Genomic DNA, 21,902 nt, shown 5'->3' on the forward strand with positions numbered 1-21,902 from the left:
CCCCATTAGCACACTTAGTACCAGTCGTCATGCCATACCGATGACCTTTCCTGATGTTTCCCTGATGAATAACCAGGGATGGTGTTTACTCCTACTACTTCATGGGAGGCGCACTCAATGGTACTGTTACTGACGTTGCCTTCTTGGGGTTGGCCCCATTACCACAAAGGATAGCGCTTGTAGTGACGGCACCTTTATGAACGGCAATAGACCAGCCCGTAGCCGCTATGCCACCTTTTACACCCTTAATAACAGTTGTTGCAACTCCATGCCCGTCCTTATTTGCAACAATGTCGCGCAAGGGATAAAGAATTTTCCCCATTGACGAACAGGTTCCAGCATGGATGTGTGACGTATGATCGCTACCAGGCTGCAATCCATTCACATCGAGCATGACAGTAAGTTCCTGCTTACGCGCATCCCACTTCAAATCCGCCTTTCCAGGAGGAGCTTTCTGAACCGATGCAATTGTCTGAGAACGGACATCTTGCTTATTCTGGGTATGAGCAAAAATTGGTAAACTCATCAAGGCAAATAGCAAGCACGACATAACAATTGCGATACTTACCCGTATGAGCCAGGCTCTCACACAATAAAAGTCACTAGCTCCACTGTTTCTCATCTTTCCGTTTCCTTTCTTTGCTTCTCAGCAAGCGGTCGGTTTATCTCTCTGAGACACGTCATGAGAGTTTTTTTGTTTCAGGAAGAGAAGCGTTCAGCCCTGAATCTATTGACAAAGCGAACTCAGTATGTTACAAGTGAATATAAGAGAATGAAATATATCGAAACAAACTGAAATTTGAGAGAAAACCACTATGAGCAGCGAAGAGAGCAACGCCATCTCGACGACACAAACGCAAAATGGACCAATACTCTTTACCCACGAGCGACGACAACAGATCGCCCAAATCCTGGGAGAGCAACAAAGAGTGACTGTTCCTGAACTCAGCCAGTTCTTCTCCGTCTCAGAAGTGACGATCCGTAAAGATCTAGCATGGCTCGAAGCACACAAACTGGCTGTGCGTACACATGGTGGTGCCATCCTTGCTACTCCCACCTCCGCTGAAATGGGCTTTGATGTGCGAGAGCGGCTTCAACAAGGCGAAAAAGAGCGTATTGGAGCCGCCGCAACAAACTATATCCAGAATGGCGAGACGATCTACATCGACGCCAGCACCACAGCCCTTGCCATGACCCCTTTCCTCAAAGAGAAAAGGGAGCTAACCGTCGTCACCAACGGCTTGCGCGCTGGCATAGAATTGATTACCAACACGAGCGCTTCGGTACTCGTACCCGGTGGCATGCTTCGCCAGGAATCTCTCTCTCTTGTTGGCACCTGGGGCAAATCCGTTTTGCAGCAGATTCATATCAGCAAAGCCTTTGTCGGTGCGCGTGGCTTCACTTTGCGCGAAGGGTTAACAGATGTCAATGGCGAAGAGGTCGAACTCAAACGGAGCGTGATAGAAATCGCGAAAGAAGTTATTGCCGTTGTTGACCATAGCAAATGGAATCAGATTGCCTTCGCTACATTCTGTCCGCCTGAGCGTCTCAAGTTGATTATCACCGACACAAAAGCACCAGCCAATCTGGTGGAACAGGCACGCAGCAAAGGTATCGAGGTGTGGCAGGTGTAATCTATGTTGAGTGCGTCACACTGTACTGTTTTCCAACACCTTAAAAGGAGATTCTACTTTGGTTGTAAATTTATGGAACCAGGACAAAGCCAGTCAGGTGTCTAAAGGGCTGGGTGAGCTTGTCTATCGTTCCAATCTGTTGGGCAGCGACCGCTCTGTAGCCAACTGGGGTGGTGGCAATACCTCCGTGAAAACGATAGAGACAGATTTTCGGGGCCGTCCTATCGAGGTGATGTGGGTCAAAGGGAGCGGCTCCGACCTGGCAACCATGCAGGCGCGCCACTTCACCGGCTTGCGACTCGAAGATGTCAAACCGCTGATAGAGCGCCCTGAGATGTCTGATGAAGATATGGTTGCCTATCTTGCCCACTGTATGCTCGATAGCAAGCAACCGCGCCCCTCTATTGAAACTCTTCTGCATGCATTCTTGCCATTTCCTCATGTTGACCATACGCATCCAGATGCGATCATTAGCCTCTGCTGTGCTGAGAATGGCCGCCAGCTTGCACAGGATATTTATGGTGATCGTTTCGTCTGGGTTCCTTATGTGCGCCCCGGCTTTACGCTCTCAAAAATGATTGCTGAGGGAGTGAAAAACAATCCTCACGCAGAACTTGTGCTGATGGAAAAACATGGTCTCGTGACCTGGGGCGATACCTCCGAAGCCTCCTATTTGAAAACCATTGCGATCATTAACGAAGCACAACACTATATCGAAACGCGCACTCGTCAGCGTCCACTCTTCGGCGGCAGCAAATATGATGCGCTGCCAGAGGCAGAGCGCCGCGAGATTCTCACGCAGATTCTCCCTGCGATCCGGGGTGCAGTCAGCCAAGAACAGCGTATGATCGTCACCTATGACGACGCCGATGATGTACTCACATTTGTCGATAGCCATGATGCGCCGAGCCTCTCGCAAGTTGGGGCCGCCTGCCCGGATCATCTGGTCCACACCAAACGCGTGCCTCTTTACATCGATTGGAACCCATCTACCCGCGATGTCTCTCAATTACATACCAAACTAAACGAAGGCGTCGCCACGTTTAAAGATGAATATCGGCAGTATTTTGAGCGCAACAAAAATGCAGGCGATACCATCGCACATAGCGCACCTCGCGTCATCCTCATTCCAGGCATCGGCATGATCAATACCGGGCGTTCCTGGGCATTGGCAAAGGTCAGCGGCGATCTCTATCATCGCGCTATCTCGGTCATGCAGGGAACAACCGCGCTGGGCAATTTCACATCATTAAACAAAAAAGAATCGTACGATGTCGAATACTGGCCGCTTGAACTGTATAAATTAAGCCTGCTGCCGCCCGAAGCAGAGTTCTCACGCCAGATCGGACTGGTCACAGGCGGAGCTGGAGGCATCGGCAGTGCAACCTGCCAGCGCTTTGTGGCTGAAGGTATGCACGTTGTTGTCACTGATATCAACCTGGAAGGCGCGCAGCAGGTTGCTGAACAGATCAACAAACAATATGGGGAGGGGCGGGCTATTGCGCTGAAGATGGATGTGACGAAAGAACAGGCTATCAAGGAAAGCTATCAGGCTGCTATCCTCAAATATGGCGGCATCGATGTAATCGTCAACAATGCCGGCCTCGCTACCTCCAGTCCATTTGATGAGACAACCCTTCAGGAATGGAACTTGAATATGAACGTCTTATCGACTGGCTACTTCCTGGTTGCGCGTGAGGCGTTCAAGGTGATGAAACAACAGCAGTTGGGCGGCAGCATGGTATTTGTGGCGTCAAAAAATTCTATCTATGCCGGCAAAAACGCCAGCGCCTATAGCGTGGCGAAAGCGGCGGAAGCGCATCTTGCGCGCTGTATCGCTGCCGAAGGTGGATCATTTGGCATCCGGGTAAACAGCGTATTGCCTGACGCAGTTTTGCAAGGATCGGCCATCTGGAACTCGCGCTGGCGTGAAGAGCGAGCCAGAGCCTACGGCATCGAGCCGGATCAGTTGGAGGACTATTACCGCAAGCGCACAACGCTGCTGGTCAACGTCTTGCCAGAAGATATTGCGAATGCTATCGCTTTCCTGGCCTCATCGAAAGCCAGCAAAACCACAGGCTGTATGATTACCGTCGATGGTGGCGTGCCAGCGGCATTTACCCGCTAAACAGCTTCATAACGAACATATACATCAAGCGCAATGGGGCAATCACCGTGTGGTTGCCTCCCACAGAAGGGAGCAAATGTCAATGAGCGACTCCGCATATTCTCTTTTTGTCCAGCAGCAAACAGATCGTGGCATCGATGTCGAGCAGGTCAAAGCCAGATTGAAGGAACTCAAGGTGGAAACTCCTTCCTGGGGCTATGGCGATTCTGGCACGCGCTTCAAGGTCTTCAAACAGGTTGGTGTGCCGCGCAACCCTTTTGAAAAGCTTGATGATGCAGCACAGGTCCACCGCCTGACCGGTATCTGTCCCTCCGTCGCCCTGCATATTCCCTGGGATAAGGTTGATGATTACGATCAACTCCAGCAACACGCTGCTTCGCTCAACCTGACGCTGGGCGCGATCAATCCTAATCTCTTTCAAGACGACGACTATATTTTTGGGAGCCTCTGTAACTCCAATCCAGCCATTCGCCGTCGAGCCGTTGAGCATATGCTCGAATGTATCGAGATCGCCCGTACGGTCAACTCCTCTATCATTAGCCTCTGGTTGGCTGATGGCACGAACTATCCAGGTCAGGACAGCATTCGCGGACGCAAACATCGCCTGCTCGAAACCCTGACCGAAGTCTATCAGGCGCTCGATCCCAACATGCGCCTGCTCATCGAGTACAAGTTCTTTGAGCCTGCCTTCTATCATACCGACCTGGGAGATTGGGGCATGGCTTACAATATGGCGCTAAAACTGGGCGATCAGGCTCAAGTGCTGGTTGACACCGGACATCATGCGCAGGGCACAAATGTAGAGCAGATCGTTGCTTATTTGCTTGATGAGCAGAAGCTTGGTGGATTCCACTTCAACAACCGCAAATACGCCGACGATGACCTGATTGTTGGTTCGGTCAATCCCTACGAGCTGTTTCTGATCTTTTACCAGATCCTCGATGCCCATGCAGACGCGAACAAGGGCATCCAGCAAACAGCCGAAAACATCGCCTACATGATCGATCAGAGCCATTGTATCGAACCCAAGATCCCGGCCATGATCCGCTCCGTCCTCAACGTGCATACCCAGTATGCCAAAGCTCTGCTCATCAATCTTGACGAGGTGAAGGCAGCGCAGGAAAAACAGGATGTGCTGGGGGCCGAGAATGCCGTGAGGGAGGCGTTCGAGTTCGATGTCACACCGCTCTTACATGTTGTTCGCGAGGAGATGGGTGTTCCTATCAATCCGATGCGAGCTTATCTTGAGAGCGGATATGCAGACAGCATCAAACCGCGTGGCAAAGGTGGTGCAAGTTGGTAAGCACGCTTGCCTTTGATTTAGGGGCGAGCAGTGGTCGTGCCGTCGTCGGTCATCTCGACGACGGCCATCTCGCCATTGAAACGATTTACAGCTTTCCCAACGAGCCAGTATGGGTACACAATCATCTCTACTGGGATGTTTTACAACTTTTACATAAAATCAAGCAAGGCTTAATTACTGCTCACTTGAAAGGATATGGCGATATACAGAGCATCGGGATTGACACCTGGGGCGTTGACTTTGGACTGCTTGGGACCAATGGTGAGTTGCTTGGCAATCCATATCATTATCGCGATCCTCACACGCGCACAACGATGGAAGAGGTGGAGCAATTTGTACCGCGTCAGGAGCTTTTTGCGCAAACAGGCATTCAATTTCTGTCCTTCAATACACTTTATCAGCTTTACGCACTGCAAAAAGTTGCGTCTCCATTGCTCGAAAAAGCCGAAACGCTGCTGTTGATGCCAGAGCTGCTGCGTTATTTTCTGACTGGTGAACGGATGAGCGAATGGACAATCGCCTCGACTACCCAACTTTGCGATCCTCATATGCGCACCTGGAATCTTGCATTGATCGAGAAACTTGGCATCCCATCTCACCTCTTTTCGCAGCCGGTGCCAGCAGGCACTATCGCGGGCAAGCTCTTGCCAAAGGTTGCCGAAGAAGTGGGACTGGATACATTGCCTGTGATTGCCGTTGCAGAACATGACACCGCCTCAGCCGTCGCCGCAGTACCAGCCGATCATGCCGAATTTGCTTATCTCAGCAGTGGCACCTGGTCGCTCATCGGTACAGAAATCGCCGAGCCAATGCTCAATGATGCGGCATTGGAGTTGAACATTACCAACGAAGGCGGCATCAATGGCACCGTTCGCTTGCTCAAAAATGTGACGGGCCTCTGGCTCATTCAGGAATGCAGGCGCATCTGGCGCAACGAGGGCAAACAGCTCTCCTATGAGGATGAGGGTATGCTCATCGCCAAATCTGCTCCATTCCAGGCGTTTATTGATCCCGACGATCCCATGTTCCTTGCGCCCGCCCATATGCCCAGAAAAATTCAGCAGTATTGTCATCAAACCGGACAACCTATCCCGGAATCAGAGGGCGCGTTGTTGCGTTGCATTGTGGAGAGTCTGGCGCTACGCTATCGTTTTGTCCTTGAGCGTATAGAGTCGCTCATCCAGAAACGTTTCGCCGGCCTGCATATCGTCGGGGGTGGATCGCAACACGCAGCGCTGTGCCAGTATACGGCTAACGCGCTTGGTCGTCCGGTCTGGGCAGGGCCGCAGGAGGCAACGGCGATAGGCAATCTCCTCGTCCAGTTGATAGCGCTTGGCAAGATCAAAGACATTCAACAGGCACGTCAGATCGTGCGCCACTCATTTCCACTCGTCACCTATGAGCCTGGGGATAGAGCGGCCTGGGAACAGGCTTACAAAACCTTCCTCACTGTCACAAAAGCTAACTAACCGTTCAAGTAGATCATTCGGATATCGGTAAAGGAGCCGCTTCGTATGGATTTTTCGACGGATGCACGTTGGATCTGGCAACAGGGTGAAGCATCGCCACGCAACCTCTGGCTACGCCTGCGACGAACATTTCGCTCTACTCAAGCCATCCAACATGCCACGTTACGTGTCAGCGCAGACAGCCGTTATGAGATCTTTATCAATAGCGAATGGCTGGGGACAGGGCCAGTGCGTTCGTTTCCCTGGTATTATAGCTATGATCAGTACGATATCACCGACTGGCTACAGAGCGATCAGGAAAACGTCATCGCCGCTCGTGTCGTCCATTGGGGAGACCATACCTTCCAATATATTCGCGGGCGCGGCGGCTTCTTATGCGAGATCGTACTGGAACTGGCAAATGGACAGACAGAGCATATCGTCAGCGACGCAAGCTGGCTCATATCGCCCGACGCCGCCTTTATCCGCAACACCCCACGCATCTCCATTCAGCAACCTTTTGAGGAGCAGTACGATGCCCGTAACGAGGAAGAGGGATGGATGCTCCCAGGCTTCCCCACTGATGGTTGGGAAGCGCCACAGGTGATAGGTCCAGTTGGCACAACTCCCTGGAATACGCTGGCCCCACGCAGCATTCCATTTCTAACCAGCGATCCTATCATGCCTGCCCGCGTCCTCGCCGCTGAATTGGCCCACCCGCTGCCCGGCTATCGCTGGTGCTTCGATCTACGACATCGTTATGCTACCCCCTCGACCGGGCTACGAGCCGAACCAATCGGCGAGCGGGGACGAGCATTCGCAACCGAAATTATCGCGTCACAAGCCTGCACTGTTACCATTCACGCCGAGGCAGACTACGACACTAGATATATGCTCTGCAATGGGCAACGGCTGACCCATCTGCCAACAACGGTTGACCTGCATCCCGGACGGAATCTCTTCATGATCACAGGCTCAGAATGGCCCAGTCTGTTATTTTCTACCACTGAGTCTTTGACATTTGATGCCACCAGCATTGTACCTGATGCCTCTGCTGATTGCATCTGGGCTTATATTGGTCCATTCGACGAACGGGACGAGGCACTCATCAAGCAACTGGCAACAACTGCTCCGGCAAACTGGCCACTCGTTCCCAGGCTATCGATTTCGGCATCTGAAAACATGGTGGATATTCAGCAGCTTACCTCGACACAACGTTTCCTGCTGCCCTCCAATGGCTTCTGCGATATCACGATTGATCGGCCACAACCACGTCAGCGCATTGCGGGTGAGCGTTCTCCGCTTGCTGAAAACGTGGCAAACCTGCTCCATCAGAACGCACAATACACCACGCTTTACCCGCAGCCTGACGGTGATGTGCATCTTGTTATCGACTTCGACCGCGAACTAATCGGCTACCTGGTTCTGGAACTGGATGCCCCAGAAGGTACGATTGTCGATATCAACTTTTTTGAGGGGATCGACGATAGCGGGATCTTCTGGACCGATCTACTGCGTAACAGCTTACGCTACGTCTGTCGTGAAGGGCATCAGATCTTTCGCTCACATCAACGGCGCGGCTTCCGCTATGCGTCGCTCACAGTGCGTAAAGCCAGCCGCCCCGTCAAGTTCTACAATCTCCATAACCTCCTCAGCACCTATCCAGTCGAACGGCGGGGACGTTTCGCCTGTAGCGATCCGCTCCTGACGAATATATGGGCAGTAGGAGCTTATACTGTACAGCTTTGTATGGAAGACACCTACACTGATTGCCCCGCCTATGAGCAAACTTTCTGGGTTGGCGACGCCCGCAACTCAGCGCTCGTCAACGCTGTTGCCTTTGGAGCCTACGACCTGACAGATCGCTGCTTACGACTCACCGGTCAATCGCTTTCTCGCCAACTGGATGTAATCAAACCGCCGCATTTGCGGGATTTGCCGCATCTCACGACCGATCACGTCGGCAGCGGCTGGTTCAGTCAGATCCCTATGTGGACATTCCTCTGGATCTGGAATGTCTGGGAACATTATCAGCTCACCGACGATAAAGCAAGCCTTGCCGCCCTCTACCCCGATGTACGCGAATGTTTACAACGTTGCCTTGGCTATCTCACGGAGCGCGATCTGCTCGACTTCCCCGACCTCTGGAATCTGGTCGATTGGGCTGCAATGGATCTAACTAGAGATGGCGAAGTGACATCAAGCAACGCTCTGCTGGTAGAAAGTTTGCGCCAGGCCGCAATGATGGCCGAAGAACTGGCAACCATCACGCCTGAAGACTCAGCATCACTCGCCGCTGATGCGGCGACATATCGGGAAGTTGCCGAACGTGTCTACACAGCAATCAATCAGTATTGCTGGTCAGAGGAGCGCGGCGCTTACGTAGACACAGTACGGGATGAAGCGGCCTATCAGCGCCATATAGCACGCCTCAAACAACCTGAGCAGGAGACATTTCAGGAGTTTGTACAACGCACCCGGATCAGCGAGCCAACGAATACGCTGGTGCTACAATGCCACTGTGCGCCTCCTGAGCGGGCCGAGCGTATTTTGCCGCTGGTCATGAATGCGCTTGAGGGCAAGTTCGTGGGCAGTTCCCCGGATCGAGCAAGATCCTGGCCTGCCGATCAGGTGGTTCCAGTTGGTAGCCCCTGGTTCCTCTTCTTTACGCTGGAAACTATGCTGGCTCAAGGGAAGGTGCATGAGGTGCTAACCCTCATTCGAGAACAATGGGGAAAGATGCTGGAGAAAGGCGCGACAACGTTCTGGGAAACCTTTCCGGGCTTCCGTGAAAACCACTGGAGCCGTAGCCTCTGCCACGGCTGGTCTGCCGCCCCCGCCTACTTTCTTTCAACCCAGATACTCGGCATCCAACCGACTGCCCCCGGCTATACGCGCGTACGGATCGCGCCACATCGTTTCACGCTTGATTGGGCAGAAGGGACGGTTCCTACGCCACGCGGCGATGTATACGTGCGCTGGACGCAAACCAAACAAGGCTTAGAGGTCGAAACCAACTTTCCAACAGGTGTGGCTGGGGAACTGATTGGCGAAGATCCTACCGGGCAACCACAGTATCTCAGTGGAACTCAAGGGAAAGTTCAACAAGAGCAAAAGAGTTATCATGTTCTTTTATCTGAAGGAAGCCATTCTCGTTATCTCCTGCCACTACATACCGCATAATCTCAGCGAACTGGCCCACTCAAAAATAGTGGGCCGGTTTCGTGCTACTCCCAGGCTGAGACGGCTTCGAGTTCAGCGAGATGAGATGGCGCGAGATTGATTTCTAGCGCTGGCAAACTCTGCCGCAACTGCTCCACCGAATTCGCCCCCGTAATCGGTGAGGTGATGACAGGCTGAGCCAGTAGCCATGCCAGCGAGACGGCGGAAGCGGTGCTACCAATTTCGTCGGCAATACGCTGTACCGTCTCTATCGTCTTCCAGGCTTGCTCCTGATCGTAACGCTTCAACACACTTGACGCCCGTTGACCATCAACCTGTTGCCCACGCCTATATTTCCCAGACAGAAAGCCTCCAGCTAGAGAGCTATATGGAATAACACCTATCTGATATTGCTTGCAAATGGTTTTTAGATCGCGCTCAAATTCGCCGCGATGCACCAGATTATAGTGCGGCTGCAACGAATCGTAGCGAACGGTATTGCGTACATCCGCGCTCCACAGCGACTCCATCAAGCGCCAGGCAGGATAATTGGCGGCACCGATATAGCGCACTTTCCCAGCACGTTGCAAATCATCGAATGCTTTCAAGGTCTCGTCAATCGGCGTTTCCGCATCGAAAGCGTGGGCCTGATAGAGATCGATATAGTCGGTTTGCAGGCGGCGCAACGAAGCCTCTACCCCCTCAAGGATATGCTTGCGCGAGAGTCCACGCGCATTGGGAGCCTCACCCATCGGCTGATAGACTTTTGTGGCAAGGATGACATCCTGGCGATTGCCGCGCGTCTGTATCCATTGCCCAATGATCGTCTCAGAGATACCGCTGCGTTCTTGATCGATCCAGCGCACATAGAAATCGGCAGTATCAAAAAAATTGCCACCACGCTCAACAAACGCATCCATCACCGTAAAAGCCGCCTCTTTGCTCGCTGTATACCCCCACTGCATGGTTCCCAGGCACAATGCCGATACCTTGAGTCCCGTTCTTCCCAGCCTACGATATTTCATCGACTTCTCACCCTTCCTGCATACGTGTTCACGGCAGCACTATTAAAGCGATTGTCAGGCAGAGTTTTTATATACTCATGAGTATATAAAAACTCTGCCCGATTTGCTCTGTGTAGCTAGCCTTGCTTATGACTTCTCATCCTGAAAAGGCTTGACGATCCAATCCCAATGAGGCATCGGGTCCAGATCTTCCGTAATCTCAACGCCTGGTTGGGAAACGGCCAGAGCAATACGGCTGCCCCACTCGATATAGCTGACAAATGCGGCGCGAAACTCCGGGTCGGCGGGAAGTCCTATCTCATCAGCCGTTTCCATCAGCAGGTTCACCCAGCGAGCACGTTGCTGCTCGCTCAGATGACGACGCAGATGCTCTTCAATAAGATGGCGATGCCCACCGCGCTGCTCTGTATAATGTTTCGGCCCACCAAAAACCTCACTGAGACACCAGGCGACACGCTGTGGATGTTCCTGCGCCATCGAGCCAAAGAGCGGCTCCAAAAGTGGATCATTAATCACTTTACCGTAAAACGTCTCTGTCAGGCGTTGAAACACCTCTTCTCCACCGGCCCACTCGTACAAAGTTGGTGTTTTCTTTTCTATCTCCATGAAATATCTCCTGTTCGTTCTCAATACAACAATATACAATGCGCACATTTGTATTCTGATCGAGACAAGGAAATTTGTCACTGCCAGTTTATACAGAATCCATGCTGTTAGTCCATACAGGAGAAGTCCCTGTATGGATTATCTCTCACCAACTAATTGCCACCCGCTTGCCAGTCTCCGCACTTTCAATCGCGCCAAAGACCATCGCAAGGCTTTTAATATTATCTGTACAGATCGTTTCCGGCTCAGTGCCTGTTTGAATACAGGTCACAAATTCCTGTATCAAGCTCTTATGTCCGGCAACATCGTCCACTCCATCATAAAGGGGCACAGCGACATCTTGATAGGTCGATTGAAAGCCGCCAGTGGCGGCTACAACCTGCGCCTGAACATCCGCACCATTCGTCCATTTCAGGCTGCCATTTTGCCCGATGAAGCGCCAATCGCTCTCCCAAGTTGTTGGAAACCCTTCAGCACACCAGCTTCCCCGGTAAGTATAGATCAGGCCGTTGCTCATCTCAAACGTAGCAACCGCCGAAGCACCATGATCGTACCACGAACCAGCGGGGTTCCACTCTTTACAATAGACTGCAACCGGATCAGCCCCGCTGAGGAAGCGAGCAGCATCGAAGGTGTGGATAGCCATATCTAGAAGGAGAACATGCTCCATATGATCGCGAAATCCGCCGAAATGTGCGCCAATGTAGAAGTCGCTGTTGATGGTGGTAACAGGCCCAATTGCTCCCGATTGCAGAAATGCTCTGGCACGACGCACGCCCGGCTCAAAACGGCGATTCTGGATAACCGCAAACAGCTTCCCAGCCTTGCGAGCCGCCTCTATCAGCATCCGTGCATCCTCCATTGAATCGGCCAGCGGCTTCTCACCCAGCACATGACAGCCATGATCAAAGGCGGTCAGCGTCACGCTGGTATGCGCTTCGGGGATCGTGCAATTAAAGACGGCATCAGGCGAGGTACTCTCAAGCACAGAAGCCAGATCAGTATCGATGGCGGCGCTCTCCAGATTATATTCGGCAGCCCTCTTCCTGGCTGCCTCCTCAATAACATCCACCAGACCAACGATTTCCAGATCGGGCGTCTGACTGGCTGCATCAAGCCAGGCGCGGCTCATGCCACCACAACCAACCATAACGGCTCGGATTTGCTTATTGTGCTGCATTCTGCATCCTTCCAGGACATGTGACGTGCATGCTAAGCATGCAAAGAAACGAGAGAAAATAACTTATTTTGCTGTCCAGCCACCATCTATCACCAGTGTAGAGCCGGTGACAAATGCGGCCTCATCAGAGGCAAGATAAAGAGCTGCCGACGCAATCTCATCTGGGCGTCCCATCCGTCCAATTGGCTGACGAGCATGGAGTTGCTGACGCATCTCATCTTTGTTATCAGGGAAGTTGCGTGCGAGAAAACCCTCCACAAACGGCGTATGCACCGTTCCAGGGCAAATAGCATTGGCGCGGATACCCCGATCCACAAAATCAATAGCGATAGAGCGCGTCATGCTAATGACAGCCCCCTTGCTGGCACCATAGGGAAAACGTCGATCAACCGCTATCATGCCCGCGACCGAGGCAATGTTCACCAGAACACCGCCCTGCGGTTTCTGCGCCAGCATATGGACCAACGCATACTTAGAGCAGAGAAAAACTCCGCCGGCATTGACGGTCATGACGCGTTGCCAGTCTTCCAGGCTCGTCTCTAAAACATTGCCTACATGACTGACCCCCGCGTTATTGACGAGAATATCCAGGCGTTCGTGATCCTGCACCACCTGCTCAAACGTGCTGCGTACCTGCTCCTCGTCGGCCACATTGAGACTGACAGTAAACGCAATTCCTTCCTGAGACTGGATCTCGCTCACAACCTGATTGGCTGCCTCAAGATTGATATCTGCGATCAGCACGCGCGCCCCCTGTTTGGCATAGAGCAACGCTATCTCGCGGCCAATCCCCGAACCAGCACCGGTGATGAGCGCAACTTTGTTATCCAACCTGAACATCTTTGTCTTTGCCCTTTCTCATCATGAGCGAAGGACACCCTCAGCGGGTGTCCTCCATAATCCAGAAACCGATGGATGAGCAAATCAGCTTAGCTTTGCTCCCTCGATTTCTAGAGCGAATATACGAGGTGATGTATATATAAGTTTAGCACATTCTCTGTTTGCAGGACCAACAAGCAAACAAGCGATGTATTGCTCGCTCAGTCATGCCAACCATACTTATGCATTGCCCTCTGGTATAGAAGAGCAAAACGAACTCTGCATATGCACAACATGCGCCACTTTGAGTTCATGTTCTTCATCAGCAGATATCCGAGGTCGGAACTCAGAGGTCACATTCCATTGAAACTGATCTTTATTTGGAAATGCCTCATGATAATGCCGCAACCCAACAGGCATCAGACGCAATCTCCTATCGATCCATTCACGATCCCAGGGGCCATCCTCAAGGACTTCTTCCGCTGCCCGGAACTCGTAATAGATAGTACGACGCAGATCCTTGCCCTCCACCTGCTCAGAACCATGAACAATCATGACATCGTGCAGCAAGACATCGCCCGGCTCCATTTCCACTATCTGAACATCAGGATGGTTCCATCCCCATGCTTGATTTAAAGCACAAATATCTTGCCTGAGCCGCTGGCTTCCGGGCAACACCCGTAATGCTCCAGCATCAGCTCTCGAATGATCAAGATAGAGATCAAAATTGAAGAGGCGATATCTGCGCGGATGAACAGCATCCTGATGCCAGGGGATAGCTTCACCATCACCTTCTTGCTTAAAAACCATAGATTCGTACGTTGGCACAAAATTTGGCCCACACAAGCTCTCTGCTACAGCCAACACCTGTGGACATCCCAATAGCTCCAATGAAGCCGCCTGTCTCTTGTTATGCAGATAATTCACGCGGAACATCACACGCCCATTCGTACGTTGTGCGAATACATAATCTCGATAGTGGAGATCATCCTCCGCAGCATGCAAACCATCCTCAATCCATGTATCACCGGCCTCCTGCAAACGCTGCAAAAGCTCCTGCGGGATCATTTTCCGCAACACGAGATAGCCATTCTCATCAAAGAAACGAATTTGTTCCTCTGTTAGATGATACGGGGTACGCTCAAAGTGATCAGGTAACGGTGTCTGGGGATTCTGTTCGGTGCTGTGAGTGGTCATAATACCTCCTCGTACTCACATAGTTGCCGGTCAAGTTCTCGTGATGAACCTTCATCTCTACGAAATATAGAAGAAGAATAAAGGAAAATCTTCTTGTTTTCGTGCCAGTTTTTACTGTATCCTAAGATCATGAAACCTTTTGATCACGCGAACCCTACAATCGATGTGGAAACTCTGGGCTTTGCGACAAACAAACAGCAACCTGGTCTGATGCAACGTCCCCATAGACACAACGAGGTGGAACTCAACTATCTTGAGAGGGGTGCGATAGTGTACCTCTCAGGCGGCAAGCGTATTGAGATTCACGCTGGACAGGTCGCGATCTTCTGGGCTGCCATCCCCCACCAGATGATCCATATCGAAGAAGACGCTCTTTTCTATTGGATTACGATCCCTTTTGCTACCTTTCTGCAATGGCGCTTGCCAGATATGTTCGCACAACACGTTATTCGTGGACAATTTGTCCTGTGTGCCACACAGCCCCAAATCACTTCTCCTCTCCATCTCTTCAGACAATGGCAAATCGATCTGCAACAAAAGGAGTCCACAGAATATCAGAGAATAGTGCAACTGGAAATTGAGGCACTCCTGCGCCGTCTGGCACTATCCGACTCCATCGCTCCCATAACATATGAAGCTATCACAGGAAGCAGTGTTGTTGAGGAACTGAACAAAGTAGAAAAGATTGCCTGCTTTATTGCTGACCACTACACGGAGCCGCTCCATATCGAAGATATTGCCCAGGTCGTCCATTTACACCCGAATTACGCCATGACACTGTTTCGCAAGCATCTTGGCCTCAGCATTATTGACTATATGACACAATACCGTCTTGCACATGCACAACGCCTGCTCATTATAAGCAACACCAACGCCTCAGCCATAGCGCTGGAAGCCGGGTTTGGTTCGGTCAGTCGCTTCTACACAACTTTTAAACATGCCTACGGACAGGCTCCCGGAGCCTATCGAGCCACCTGGACAACTCTTCAAAAGCCGAAAAACAACTAATGAAGGGACAGCTTTCCACCGTCCCTTCACCATATTCAGTCTTCCTTCAGGAATAGTTCGATGACCGGAACAAGCACATCCGGACGCTGGATTGGCAGCTTCAAGGTCAGCGTATTCGCATCGCTCTTGTCCACATCCATGCGTATTTCGGAGGCATCGTTGAGGAGTTGCGCGTACTCCACACGGTCGGCCAGCCCATCTAGATAAATATCGATCATCGGCCAGGCAAACACATGCAAGTAGAGACGATTACCACGCTGCGTCAAGCGACAATCAGGGGGAGGAGTGAAATCGCTCTGAGTCGCGCCATAAATAGAGCGATTATGCAAACGCATCCACTCACCGATAGCGTCCAGCGTTGCCACCGCTCTTGCATCAAATTCTCCTCGTGCGGTTGGGCCAACATTCAAGAGCAAATTACCACCTTTAGCAACAGAGTCAACAAGCATACGCACGAGCAGATCAGGCGACTTCCAATCGAGGTTATCGCGATCATAGCCCCAACTGCCGTTGAGCGTCTGACATGCCTCCCATGTCACGGGCTTCCCATCGACCTGTATCCAGCCGCGCGGCTGCACCTGCTCTGGCGTCTGAAAATCGCCTCCCACCTCCGTACGGTTGTTGATCAGGATGTTAGGCTGTAGCTCATGCACCATCTGCACAAGCTGCTCCGATTGCCAGTCATCTTTCCCTTTCCCCTTCGACCAGCCCCAATCCATTCGGGAATAAGAGAAGTCAAACCAGAGAATATCGATGGTGCCATAATTCGTCAATAACTCACGCACCTGTCCGCGCAAGTACTCGGCATATTTGCTGACATCGCGCCCCTGTGCCTGCTCACGAAATGCGAGATCCTCACGTTGCGGATGCAACCCATCAACAGGAAATTCAGGGTGATGCCAGTCAATCAGCGAGTGGTAAAAGCCGATCTTCAAACCTTCCGCGCGAAATGCTTCTACCCAGGGGCGGAGCAGGTCACGGCCAGCAGGCGTATTGGGAGCTTTATAATCGGTCAGTTGTGAATCCCAGAGACAAAAACCTTCATGATGCTTCGTGGTCAGCACCGCATAGCGCATGCCAGCACGTTTCGCCGTACGCGCCCATTCTTTGGGATCATAGAGATCGGGGTCAAAATGTTTGAAATAGCGCTGGTAATGTTCATCCGTCAGCATTTCTCGATTTTTCACCCATTCGTGTCTCGCCGGCAATGCATAGAGACCCCAATGGATGAAAAGACCAAAACGGTTATGAACGAACCAGTCGCGCCGCTGCTCTGCCGCCTGTATACGCTGTTCCTGTACCATTTTCACTGCCTTTCAGAAAATAAACAAACCAACAATCAAGAGACTTTACGCCTGACGCCAGATCTCCCCATCAGGGAAAGCATACGCTTTCAATGTCTCAGGGAGCATCTTCACGCTATATCCAGGAGCGAGAGGAGCCTTATAGTGACCATCCTCAATGACAACTGGATCGAAAAAATGCTCATGAAGATGTGCTGAATATTCCAGCATACGATCTTCAAGCGAGGCACTCACGCAAATGTAATCAAAAATGGAGAGATGTTGGACGTATTCACAAAGCCCGACGCCGCCTGCATGTGGGCAAACAGGCACGCCAAATTTGGCCGCCATCAACAGAATTGCCAGTATCTCGTTCACGCCACCCACACGACACGCATCAATCTGGCAAAAGTGCATGGCATTGGCCTGGAAAAGCTGTTTGAAAATAACTCGGTTCTGGACATGCTCACCGGTTGCAACCTTAATCGGGGCGATGGCGCGTGCGATAGTAGCATGGCCCAGCACATCATCGGGACTGGTTGGCTCCTCAATCCACCAGGGATGATAGGGAGCAAGCGCCTGCATATGTGCAATTGCCTCGTTAACATCCCAGACCTGATTTGCATCTACCATCAATTTGCGATCAGGACCGATCTCTTCACGCATGATCTGTATGCGCCGAAGATCATCCTGCAAGCTGGCTCCAACCTTCAATTTAAACTGCGTCCATCCCCTGGCAATAGCTTCGCGGCAAAGAGAGCGCAGTCGCTCATCACTATAGCCCAGCCAACCGGCAGAGGTGGTATAGGCAGGATAGCCCTTCTGCAACATCTCAGCCTCGCGTTGCACTCTTGTCGCTACATTGCGCTGCAAAATACCCAGTGCCTCCTCGGGCGTCAGAGCATCGGTGATATAGCGAAAATCGATGCAGGCGACCAGTTGCTCAGGAGACATATCGACCAGCAATTTCCAGACAGACTTGCCCTCGACGCGCGCATAGAGATCCCAGAGCGCATTCACCACGGCCGCAGTCGCCAGATGAATAACTCCCTTTTCAGGGCCAATCCAACGCAACTGACTCTCGCTGGTTAGAGATCGCCAGAAAGCCGCCATATTCGTTGTGATAGATTCCAGCGTTCGCCCGATGAGCAGAGGAGCAAGTGCCCGAATAGCAGCAACACAGACCTCCGTCCCGCGACCAATCGTAAACGTCAAACCATAACCCTCAAGCCCTTGAGGGCTGTCGGTTTGCAAGATCACATATGCTGCCGAGTAATCGGGATCAGGATGCATGGCATCTGAACCGGCAAATGTACGCGACGTGGGGAAGCGCACATCATATGTCACCAGGTTGGTAATAGTAATAGTCATACAGCTCTCCCTATTTCCCATGACCAATCATACTAATTGCGCCGCTCCATACAAAAATAAATACAATTCATTTTTTGATTTTAACATAGAAACAGGCAAAAAAACAACCTTTCATCACATAAAAAGGCTATTCTAAGCAAGCTGCGATAAAATTATTCCTCTTTTCCCGTGAGAAAATCATCATTGTAATCAACATATACAAAATAATAAGTCATACACATTTTTCAGCTTACATAAAAGCATTGCATAGCGTCGGATCGCTCTGTTACAATTACTATCAACTTCAATTACTGAGGAGAGAATATGGGGTCAGAAGGCCGCTCTATGCGGGAAAGTATTTTAGCAGCAGCAATTCAACTTTTTGCCGAGTATGGCTATCATGCAGCGCCTCTTCGCGATATCGCCCGTATCGCTGGAATACAGGCAGCCAGTATCTACCATCATTATCCAAACAAACAATCGCTACTCGTTGAAATTATGACCACGTATATGCAACAGCTTAACAGGCAGATTGAACACATTTTGAGTGAATACGACGAGCCGGTCGAGCGCCTCCAACAAGCAATCACCAATCACATCCATCTCCACACAAGATACAAAGCCGAATTCTTCATTATCGACACGGAGATCCGGTCGCTGGAAGCCGAGAACCGGCTCAACATCATCTCACTCCGCGATAGATATGATGAACTGCTGCAAGAGCTGCTACGAGACGGCATGGAACGCGGCATCTTCCGTCAGAGCGACGTGAAAGTCACCTCTTACGCCATTATTGCGATGTGTACCGAAGTGGCCACCTGGTTCCGCTCCGGTGGCAGGTTGACGGTACAGCAAGTCATAGACATCCATTGCCAAATGATTATGCAAGGGCTATTAATCGATCAAGAAGCAACTCTAAAGCAAAGGGGACTGAGCTAATAGGCTATAACAGAATGCCCAGGCAATAGTAGCTTTCACATTTAGAGAACGTTGGGAGGAATCAAAGCGTATTTCACGCCCTGCTTCTGCAATAAACGTTGAAAGACCTCCAGCACAGACGCAAGGGGAACGTGAGCCGTAACCAGTGCCTCAACATCAATGTGGCGACTGGTAATCAAATCGAGGGCCTGGGAAAAATATGCGGGCGTGTGATGAAAGACACCAATCATGGTTAATTCGCTATAGTGCAGGGGTTGTGTCTCTAAAGCCACCTGCGTTCCAGAGGGACAACCACCAAAGAAATTGATTAATCCCCCGGGCCGTACCATCGTGGCGGCAAGACTCCACGTCTCCGGCGTACCAACCGCTTCAATCACAACATCTGCGCCGCGCCGCGCCTCTGTTTCCCGCAACACAGCCTCGCGTTGTTCTTCAAAAGAGAGCGCAGCAATATCAATAACAACATCTGCGCCAAATAATTTGCCTAAAGCCAGGCGCTCGCTGCCCCGACCAGTCAGAATCACATAGGCGCCACGCAATTTCGCCAGCGCGACCAGCAGCAACCCCAACGGGCCAGATCCCAGCACTGCAACAGTATCGCCCTCGGCAACACCACTCGCATCAACGCCATGCAACGCGCACGCCAGCGGTTCGGTTAAGGCCGTTGCCACAAACGATGAACCGGAAGGCAGTACATACAGATTTTGACGCACGATTCGCTCTGGTACAAGCAAATATTCTGCATAGGCTCCGTTGAGCAGCAGGAGATCTTCACACAAACTGTATTTCCCCCGCCGACAGTAAAAGCACTGCAAACAAGGTGCGGAATTCGCCACACTGACAGCATCACCCTCCCGACATTGTGTTACGCCTGCTCCAACCGCAGCCACGCGGCCTGAAACCTCATGGCCGAAGCCAGCGGGCGTCTGCCGAAACAAGCGGGGATGACCGCGACGATATGTTTTGAGATCCGTGCCACAAGTCGTGGCAACCGCAACCTGTAACAACACGTCTCCCGGTCCTGGTCTGGGAATCGAGCGCTCTTCCAGACGTATATCCATTGGACCATAAAACATAGCAGCGAGCATGAACGTGACCTCTTTTCCAGTGTTGGCGACAGCTTATTCAGCATAATGTTAGCTGTATTATAGCACGACAAATCTGCCTCTCCAGCACGCCAAAAGAGGTTAAACCAATCAGGACTTTTAGACCATCGACAAGCGAAGCGTAACAGAACTTCATCCCCTTCGTAATAGAATATGTATTCAAAAGAGGGAGCAATTCGCTAGAATGACCGAAGAGAAGAAGCACACCAGCAAACGCTGGAAATTATCTATATGGGTTATCATCTGCCTGCTTTTACTTGCTGGTAGCAGCATTTTTCTCATTGCCAACAGCCGAGATGGTGCAAACCATGTTGTCGCAACTCCCGTTACTCATACTAAAACCAGCACAGTCACTCACACCGCCACGCCAACCGTATCACCACCCACCTCAACCTCAACGCTCACTCCCGCTATCTCACAAACGCCTCAGCCACTATTCCAGGACTATTTTATTGATAACAGCAAAGGTTGGCTGACTGGCAATGCGGCAGGCTATACACGTACCCTCGATGAAGGCGCTCTAACTCTTGCAGCAAATAACCATAAAATTCTTGTCGAAAGCATACCGGCAAGTACCTCATTTGACGATTTTTCGTTATCGATGAATTTCACGATCAAACAAGGAGACGCGAACGATAGCGTGGGCCTCTATCTGCGCGGTGATAGCAACCTTGATCATGATTATCGCATCGATATTTATGGGAATAACATGTACGGCATCAGTAAAGAATCGCTAGATCCCGAAGACAGCTATCAAATCATCACACCGTTGGTTAAGCCCACCCACGCTCCCCAAATCAAGGCGTCAGGCCATATCAACCGGCTCACAGTGATTATGAAAGGGCCAACGCTAGTATTGTTCATTAATGGTGTTGCGGTACAAGCTATTTCCGACGAAGATTATACTCACGGACAAATTGCATTGTTTGTTCAACATGGCACAACCTCCGAAGGGGTTCAATTGATGGTGACGAGCCTCTCCATCTATCCAGCGCCCGACGAGCTGCCAGGTGGCATCCCAACACCGGCCGCTTCCAAGACAGCAACCATCAAAGGATAATCAGGGAGCGCTGCGCCTTGCTGAAACTTTTAGTGTAGCCATTGCGTAGCATTTGGTGGGACTCTGTATAGTGGAAGTGGATGGTCACACCATTCTATTGCACAGAGTAGACATATCGTTCATCGCTGTAGATGATGCGATTGTTGACATCGAGAAAGTGCAGATACAAATCGTCAGCAGAGGCGACCTATTTCTCTGCGTTACACACGTGAGGGTAAGATATTCTATGAAAGCAAGTTCACCCGCAAAAGATCATGTTGTCATTGGAAAAGATGAATTGATTCATCAGGTTGCGGCCAGGGCAGGCTTGAATCTTAAAGAGACTAGTAAAGTTATTGATGCCTTTACAGAAGTCGTGCGCGAAGACGTTGCACGCGGCCACGAAGTACGTTTAATGGGCTTTGGCACCTGGAACCTCCGCGATGTGGCGGCGCGCCGTGTCAAATCGATCCGTGGTGGAGATCAGATCACCATTCCCGCCAGAAAACGCGTTGGCTTTTCGGTGGGGGCAGTACTCTCTCAAGCTGCCCTAGGAAGTTCTCCCTTATTTGCACCTCGCACAGACAAAAAGTCAAACGGCGAAACAAAAATGATGCGCAACGGCTCCGAACAATAGCGGCAAACAAAAGGAACTCCCCCTCTGGCAAAAAGCCA

Annotated in this window: 18 protein-coding genes; 9 read left to right on the plus strand and 9 right to left on the minus strand. The window is 51.3% G+C overall.

Going from position 1 to position 21,902, the window contains the following annotated elements; translation table 11 throughout:
- Positions 1-94: 94 nt before the first annotated feature.
- Positions 95-622, minus strand: a complete 528-nt coding sequence (locus K3T83_RS04765) for a hypothetical protein (RefSeq protein ID WP_220201828.1) — start codon at positions 620-622, stop codon at positions 95-97.
- 193 nt (positions 623-815) lie between these two features.
- Here K3T83_RS04765 and K3T83_RS04770 point away from each other — a divergent pair, with 193 nt between their 5' ends.
- The 5 genes from K3T83_RS04770 (at position 816) to K3T83_RS04790 (ending at position 9,696) form a co-directional block, all read left to right on the plus strand.
- The gene (locus tag K3T83_RS04770; RefSeq protein ID WP_220201829.1) at positions 816-1,634 is read left to right on the plus strand and encodes a DeoR/GlpR family DNA-binding transcription regulator; all 819 of its coding nucleotides are present in this window, start codon (positions 816-818) and stop codon (positions 1,632-1,634) included.
- Between the two features lie 58 nt (positions 1,635-1,692).
- Positions 1,693-3,762: a bifunctional aldolase/short-chain dehydrogenase gene (locus tag K3T83_RS04775; RefSeq protein WP_220201830.1), complete on the plus strand. Its 2,070-nt coding sequence runs from the start codon at positions 1,693-1,695 to the stop codon at positions 3,760-3,762.
- Positions 3,763-3,844: 82 nt separating this feature from the next.
- Positions 3,845-5,065: an L-rhamnose isomerase gene (rhaI, locus tag K3T83_RS04780; protein WP_220201831.1), complete on the plus strand. Its 1,221-nt coding sequence runs from the start codon at positions 3,845-3,847 to the stop codon at positions 5,063-5,065.
- Complete coding sequence (locus tag K3T83_RS04785) at positions 5,059-6,534, plus strand: rhamnulokinase (protein ID WP_220201832.1); 1,476 nt, start codon at positions 5,059-5,061, stop codon at positions 6,532-6,534. The genes rhaI and K3T83_RS04785 overlap by 7 nt, the downstream gene beginning before the upstream one ends.
- 45 nt (positions 6,535-6,579) lie before the next feature.
- The gene (locus tag K3T83_RS04790) at positions 6,580-9,696 is read left to right on the plus strand and encodes a family 78 glycoside hydrolase catalytic domain (RefSeq protein ID WP_220201833.1); all 3,117 of its coding nucleotides are present in this window, start codon (positions 6,580-6,582) and stop codon (positions 9,694-9,696) included.
- A 44-nt stretch (positions 9,697-9,740) separates the two neighbouring features.
- On the opposite strand, the gene K3T83_RS04795 is transcribed toward K3T83_RS04790, so the two are convergent.
- From K3T83_RS04795 to K3T83_RS04815, 5 genes are all read right to left on the minus strand, one after another.
- A complete protein-coding gene (locus K3T83_RS04795) occupies positions 9,741-10,700 on the minus strand; it encodes an aldo/keto reductase (RefSeq protein ID WP_220201834.1) in 960 nt (319 codons plus the stop codon).
- A gap of 126 nt (positions 10,701-10,826) precedes the next feature.
- Positions 10,827-11,306, minus strand: coding sequence for a group II truncated hemoglobin (locus K3T83_RS04800; RefSeq protein WP_220201835.1), 480 nt, complete (start codon positions 11,304-11,306; stop codon positions 10,827-10,829).
- Between the two features lie 145 nt (positions 11,307-11,451).
- Positions 11,452-12,486 (minus strand): Gfo/Idh/MocA family protein, encoded by a 1,035-nt coding sequence (locus tag K3T83_RS04805; protein ID WP_220201836.1) that lies wholly within the window; start codon positions 12,484-12,486, stop codon positions 11,452-11,454.
- A gap of 63 nt (positions 12,487-12,549) precedes the next feature.
- A complete protein-coding gene (locus K3T83_RS04810; RefSeq protein WP_220201837.1) occupies positions 12,550-13,326 on the minus strand; it encodes an SDR family NAD(P)-dependent oxidoreductase in 777 nt (258 codons plus the stop codon).
- Positions 13,327-13,545: 219 nt separating this feature from the next.
- A complete protein-coding gene (locus K3T83_RS04815) occupies positions 13,546-14,502 on the minus strand; it encodes a phytanoyl-CoA dioxygenase family protein (RefSeq protein ID WP_220201838.1) in 957 nt (318 codons plus the stop codon).
- A 93-nt stretch (positions 14,503-14,595) separates the two neighbouring features.
- Here K3T83_RS04815 and K3T83_RS04820 point away from each other — a divergent pair, with 93 nt between their 5' ends.
- Positions 14,596-15,510: a helix-turn-helix domain-containing protein gene (locus tag K3T83_RS04820; RefSeq protein ID WP_220201839.1), complete on the plus strand. Its 915-nt coding sequence runs from the start codon at positions 14,596-14,598 to the stop codon at positions 15,508-15,510.
- 35 nt (positions 15,511-15,545) lie between these two features.
- Here the strand turns inward: K3T83_RS04820 and K3T83_RS04825 are convergent, their stop codons facing one another.
- Both K3T83_RS04825 and K3T83_RS04830 read right to left on the minus strand, forming a co-directional pair.
- The gene (locus K3T83_RS04825; RefSeq protein WP_220201840.1) at positions 15,546-16,814 is read right to left on the minus strand and encodes an alpha-L-fucosidase; all 1,269 of its coding nucleotides are present in this window, start codon (positions 16,812-16,814) and stop codon (positions 15,546-15,548) included.
- Between the two features lie 45 nt (positions 16,815-16,859).
- On the minus strand, positions 16,860-18,164 hold the full coding sequence (locus K3T83_RS04830; RefSeq protein WP_220201841.1) for an L-fuconate dehydratase: 1,305 nt from the start codon (positions 18,162-18,164) through the stop codon (positions 16,860-16,862).
- A gap of 303 nt (positions 18,165-18,467) precedes the next feature.
- On the opposite strand from K3T83_RS04830, the gene K3T83_RS04835 reads away from it, so the two are divergent.
- Complete coding sequence (locus K3T83_RS04835; RefSeq protein WP_220201842.1) at positions 18,468-19,082, plus strand: TetR/AcrR family transcriptional regulator; 615 nt, start codon at positions 18,468-18,470, stop codon at positions 19,080-19,082.
- Between the two features lie 41 nt (positions 19,083-19,123).
- On the opposite strand, the gene K3T83_RS04840 is transcribed toward K3T83_RS04835, so the two are convergent.
- Positions 19,124-20,170, minus strand: coding sequence for a zinc-dependent alcohol dehydrogenase (locus K3T83_RS04840; protein WP_220201843.1), 1,047 nt, complete (start codon positions 20,168-20,170; stop codon positions 19,124-19,126).
- A 202-nt stretch (positions 20,171-20,372) separates the two neighbouring features.
- Between K3T83_RS04840 and K3T83_RS04845 the strand changes: the two genes are divergently transcribed.
- Entirely contained in the window at positions 20,373-21,248 is an 876-nt protein-coding gene (locus K3T83_RS04845) for a 3-keto-alpha-glucoside-1,2-lyase-like domain-containing protein (protein ID WP_220201844.1), read from the plus strand.
- A 226-nt stretch (positions 21,249-21,474) separates the two neighbouring features.
- On the plus strand, positions 21,475-21,864 hold the full coding sequence (locus tag K3T83_RS04850; RefSeq protein WP_220201845.1) for an HU family DNA-binding protein: 390 nt from the start codon (positions 21,475-21,477) through the stop codon (positions 21,862-21,864).
- Positions 21,865-21,902: the final 38 nt, after the last annotated feature.

Source organism: Reticulibacter mediterranei, assembly GCF_016587455.1.

Excerpts from the sequence above, each read along its gene's own strand:
- K3T83_RS04795 (WP_220201834.1), bottom strand. The coding sequence starts at position 10,700 with ATGAAATATCGTAGGCTGGGAAGAACGGGACTCAAGGTATCGGCATTG.
- K3T83_RS04850 (WP_220201845.1), top strand. The coding sequence starts at position 21,475 with ATGAAAGCAAGTTCACCCGCAAAAGATCATGTTGTCATTGGAAAAGAT.
- K3T83_RS04770 (WP_220201829.1), top strand. The coding sequence starts at position 816 with ATGAGCAGCGAAGAGAGCAACGCCATCTCGACGACACAAACGCAAAAT.
- K3T83_RS04790 (WP_220201833.1), top strand. The coding sequence starts at position 6,580 with ATGGATTTTTCGACGGATGCACGTTGGATCTGGCAACAGGGTGAAGCA.
- K3T83_RS04840 (WP_220201843.1), bottom strand. The coding sequence starts at position 20,170 with ATGCTCGCTGCTATGTTTTATGGTCCAATGGATATACGTCTGGAAGAG.
- K3T83_RS04765 (WP_220201828.1), bottom strand. The coding sequence starts at position 622 with ATGAGAAACAGTGGAGCTAGTGACTTTTATTGTGTGAGAGCCTGGCTC.
- K3T83_RS04810 (WP_220201837.1), bottom strand. The coding sequence starts at position 13,326 with ATGTTCAGGTTGGATAACAAAGTTGCGCTCATCACCGGTGCTGGTTCG.
- K3T83_RS04815 (WP_220201838.1), bottom strand. The coding sequence starts at position 14,502 with ATGACCACTCACAGCACCGAACAGAATCCCCAGACACCGTTACCTGAT.
- K3T83_RS04825 (WP_220201840.1), bottom strand. The coding sequence starts at position 16,814 with ATGGTACAGGAACAGCGTATACAGGCGGCAGAGCAGCGGCGCGACTGG.
- K3T83_RS04830 (WP_220201841.1), bottom strand. The coding sequence starts at position 18,164 with ATGACTATTACTATTACCAACCTGGTGACATATGATGTGCGCTTCCCC.
- K3T83_RS04835 (WP_220201842.1), top strand. The coding sequence starts at position 18,468 with ATGGGGTCAGAAGGCCGCTCTATGCGGGAAAGTATTTTAGCAGCAGCA.
- rhaI (WP_220201831.1), top strand. The coding sequence starts at position 3,845 with ATGAGCGACTCCGCATATTCTCTTTTTGTCCAGCAGCAAACAGATCGT.
- K3T83_RS04845 (WP_220201844.1), top strand. The coding sequence starts at position 20,373 with ATGACCGAAGAGAAGAAGCACACCAGCAAACGCTGGAAATTATCTATA.
- K3T83_RS04800 (WP_220201835.1), bottom strand. The coding sequence starts at position 11,306 with ATGGAGATAGAAAAGAAAACACCAACTTTGTACGAGTGGGCCGGTGGA.
- K3T83_RS04805 (WP_220201836.1), bottom strand. The coding sequence starts at position 12,486 with ATGCAGCACAATAAGCAAATCCGAGCCGTTATGGTTGGTTGTGGTGGC.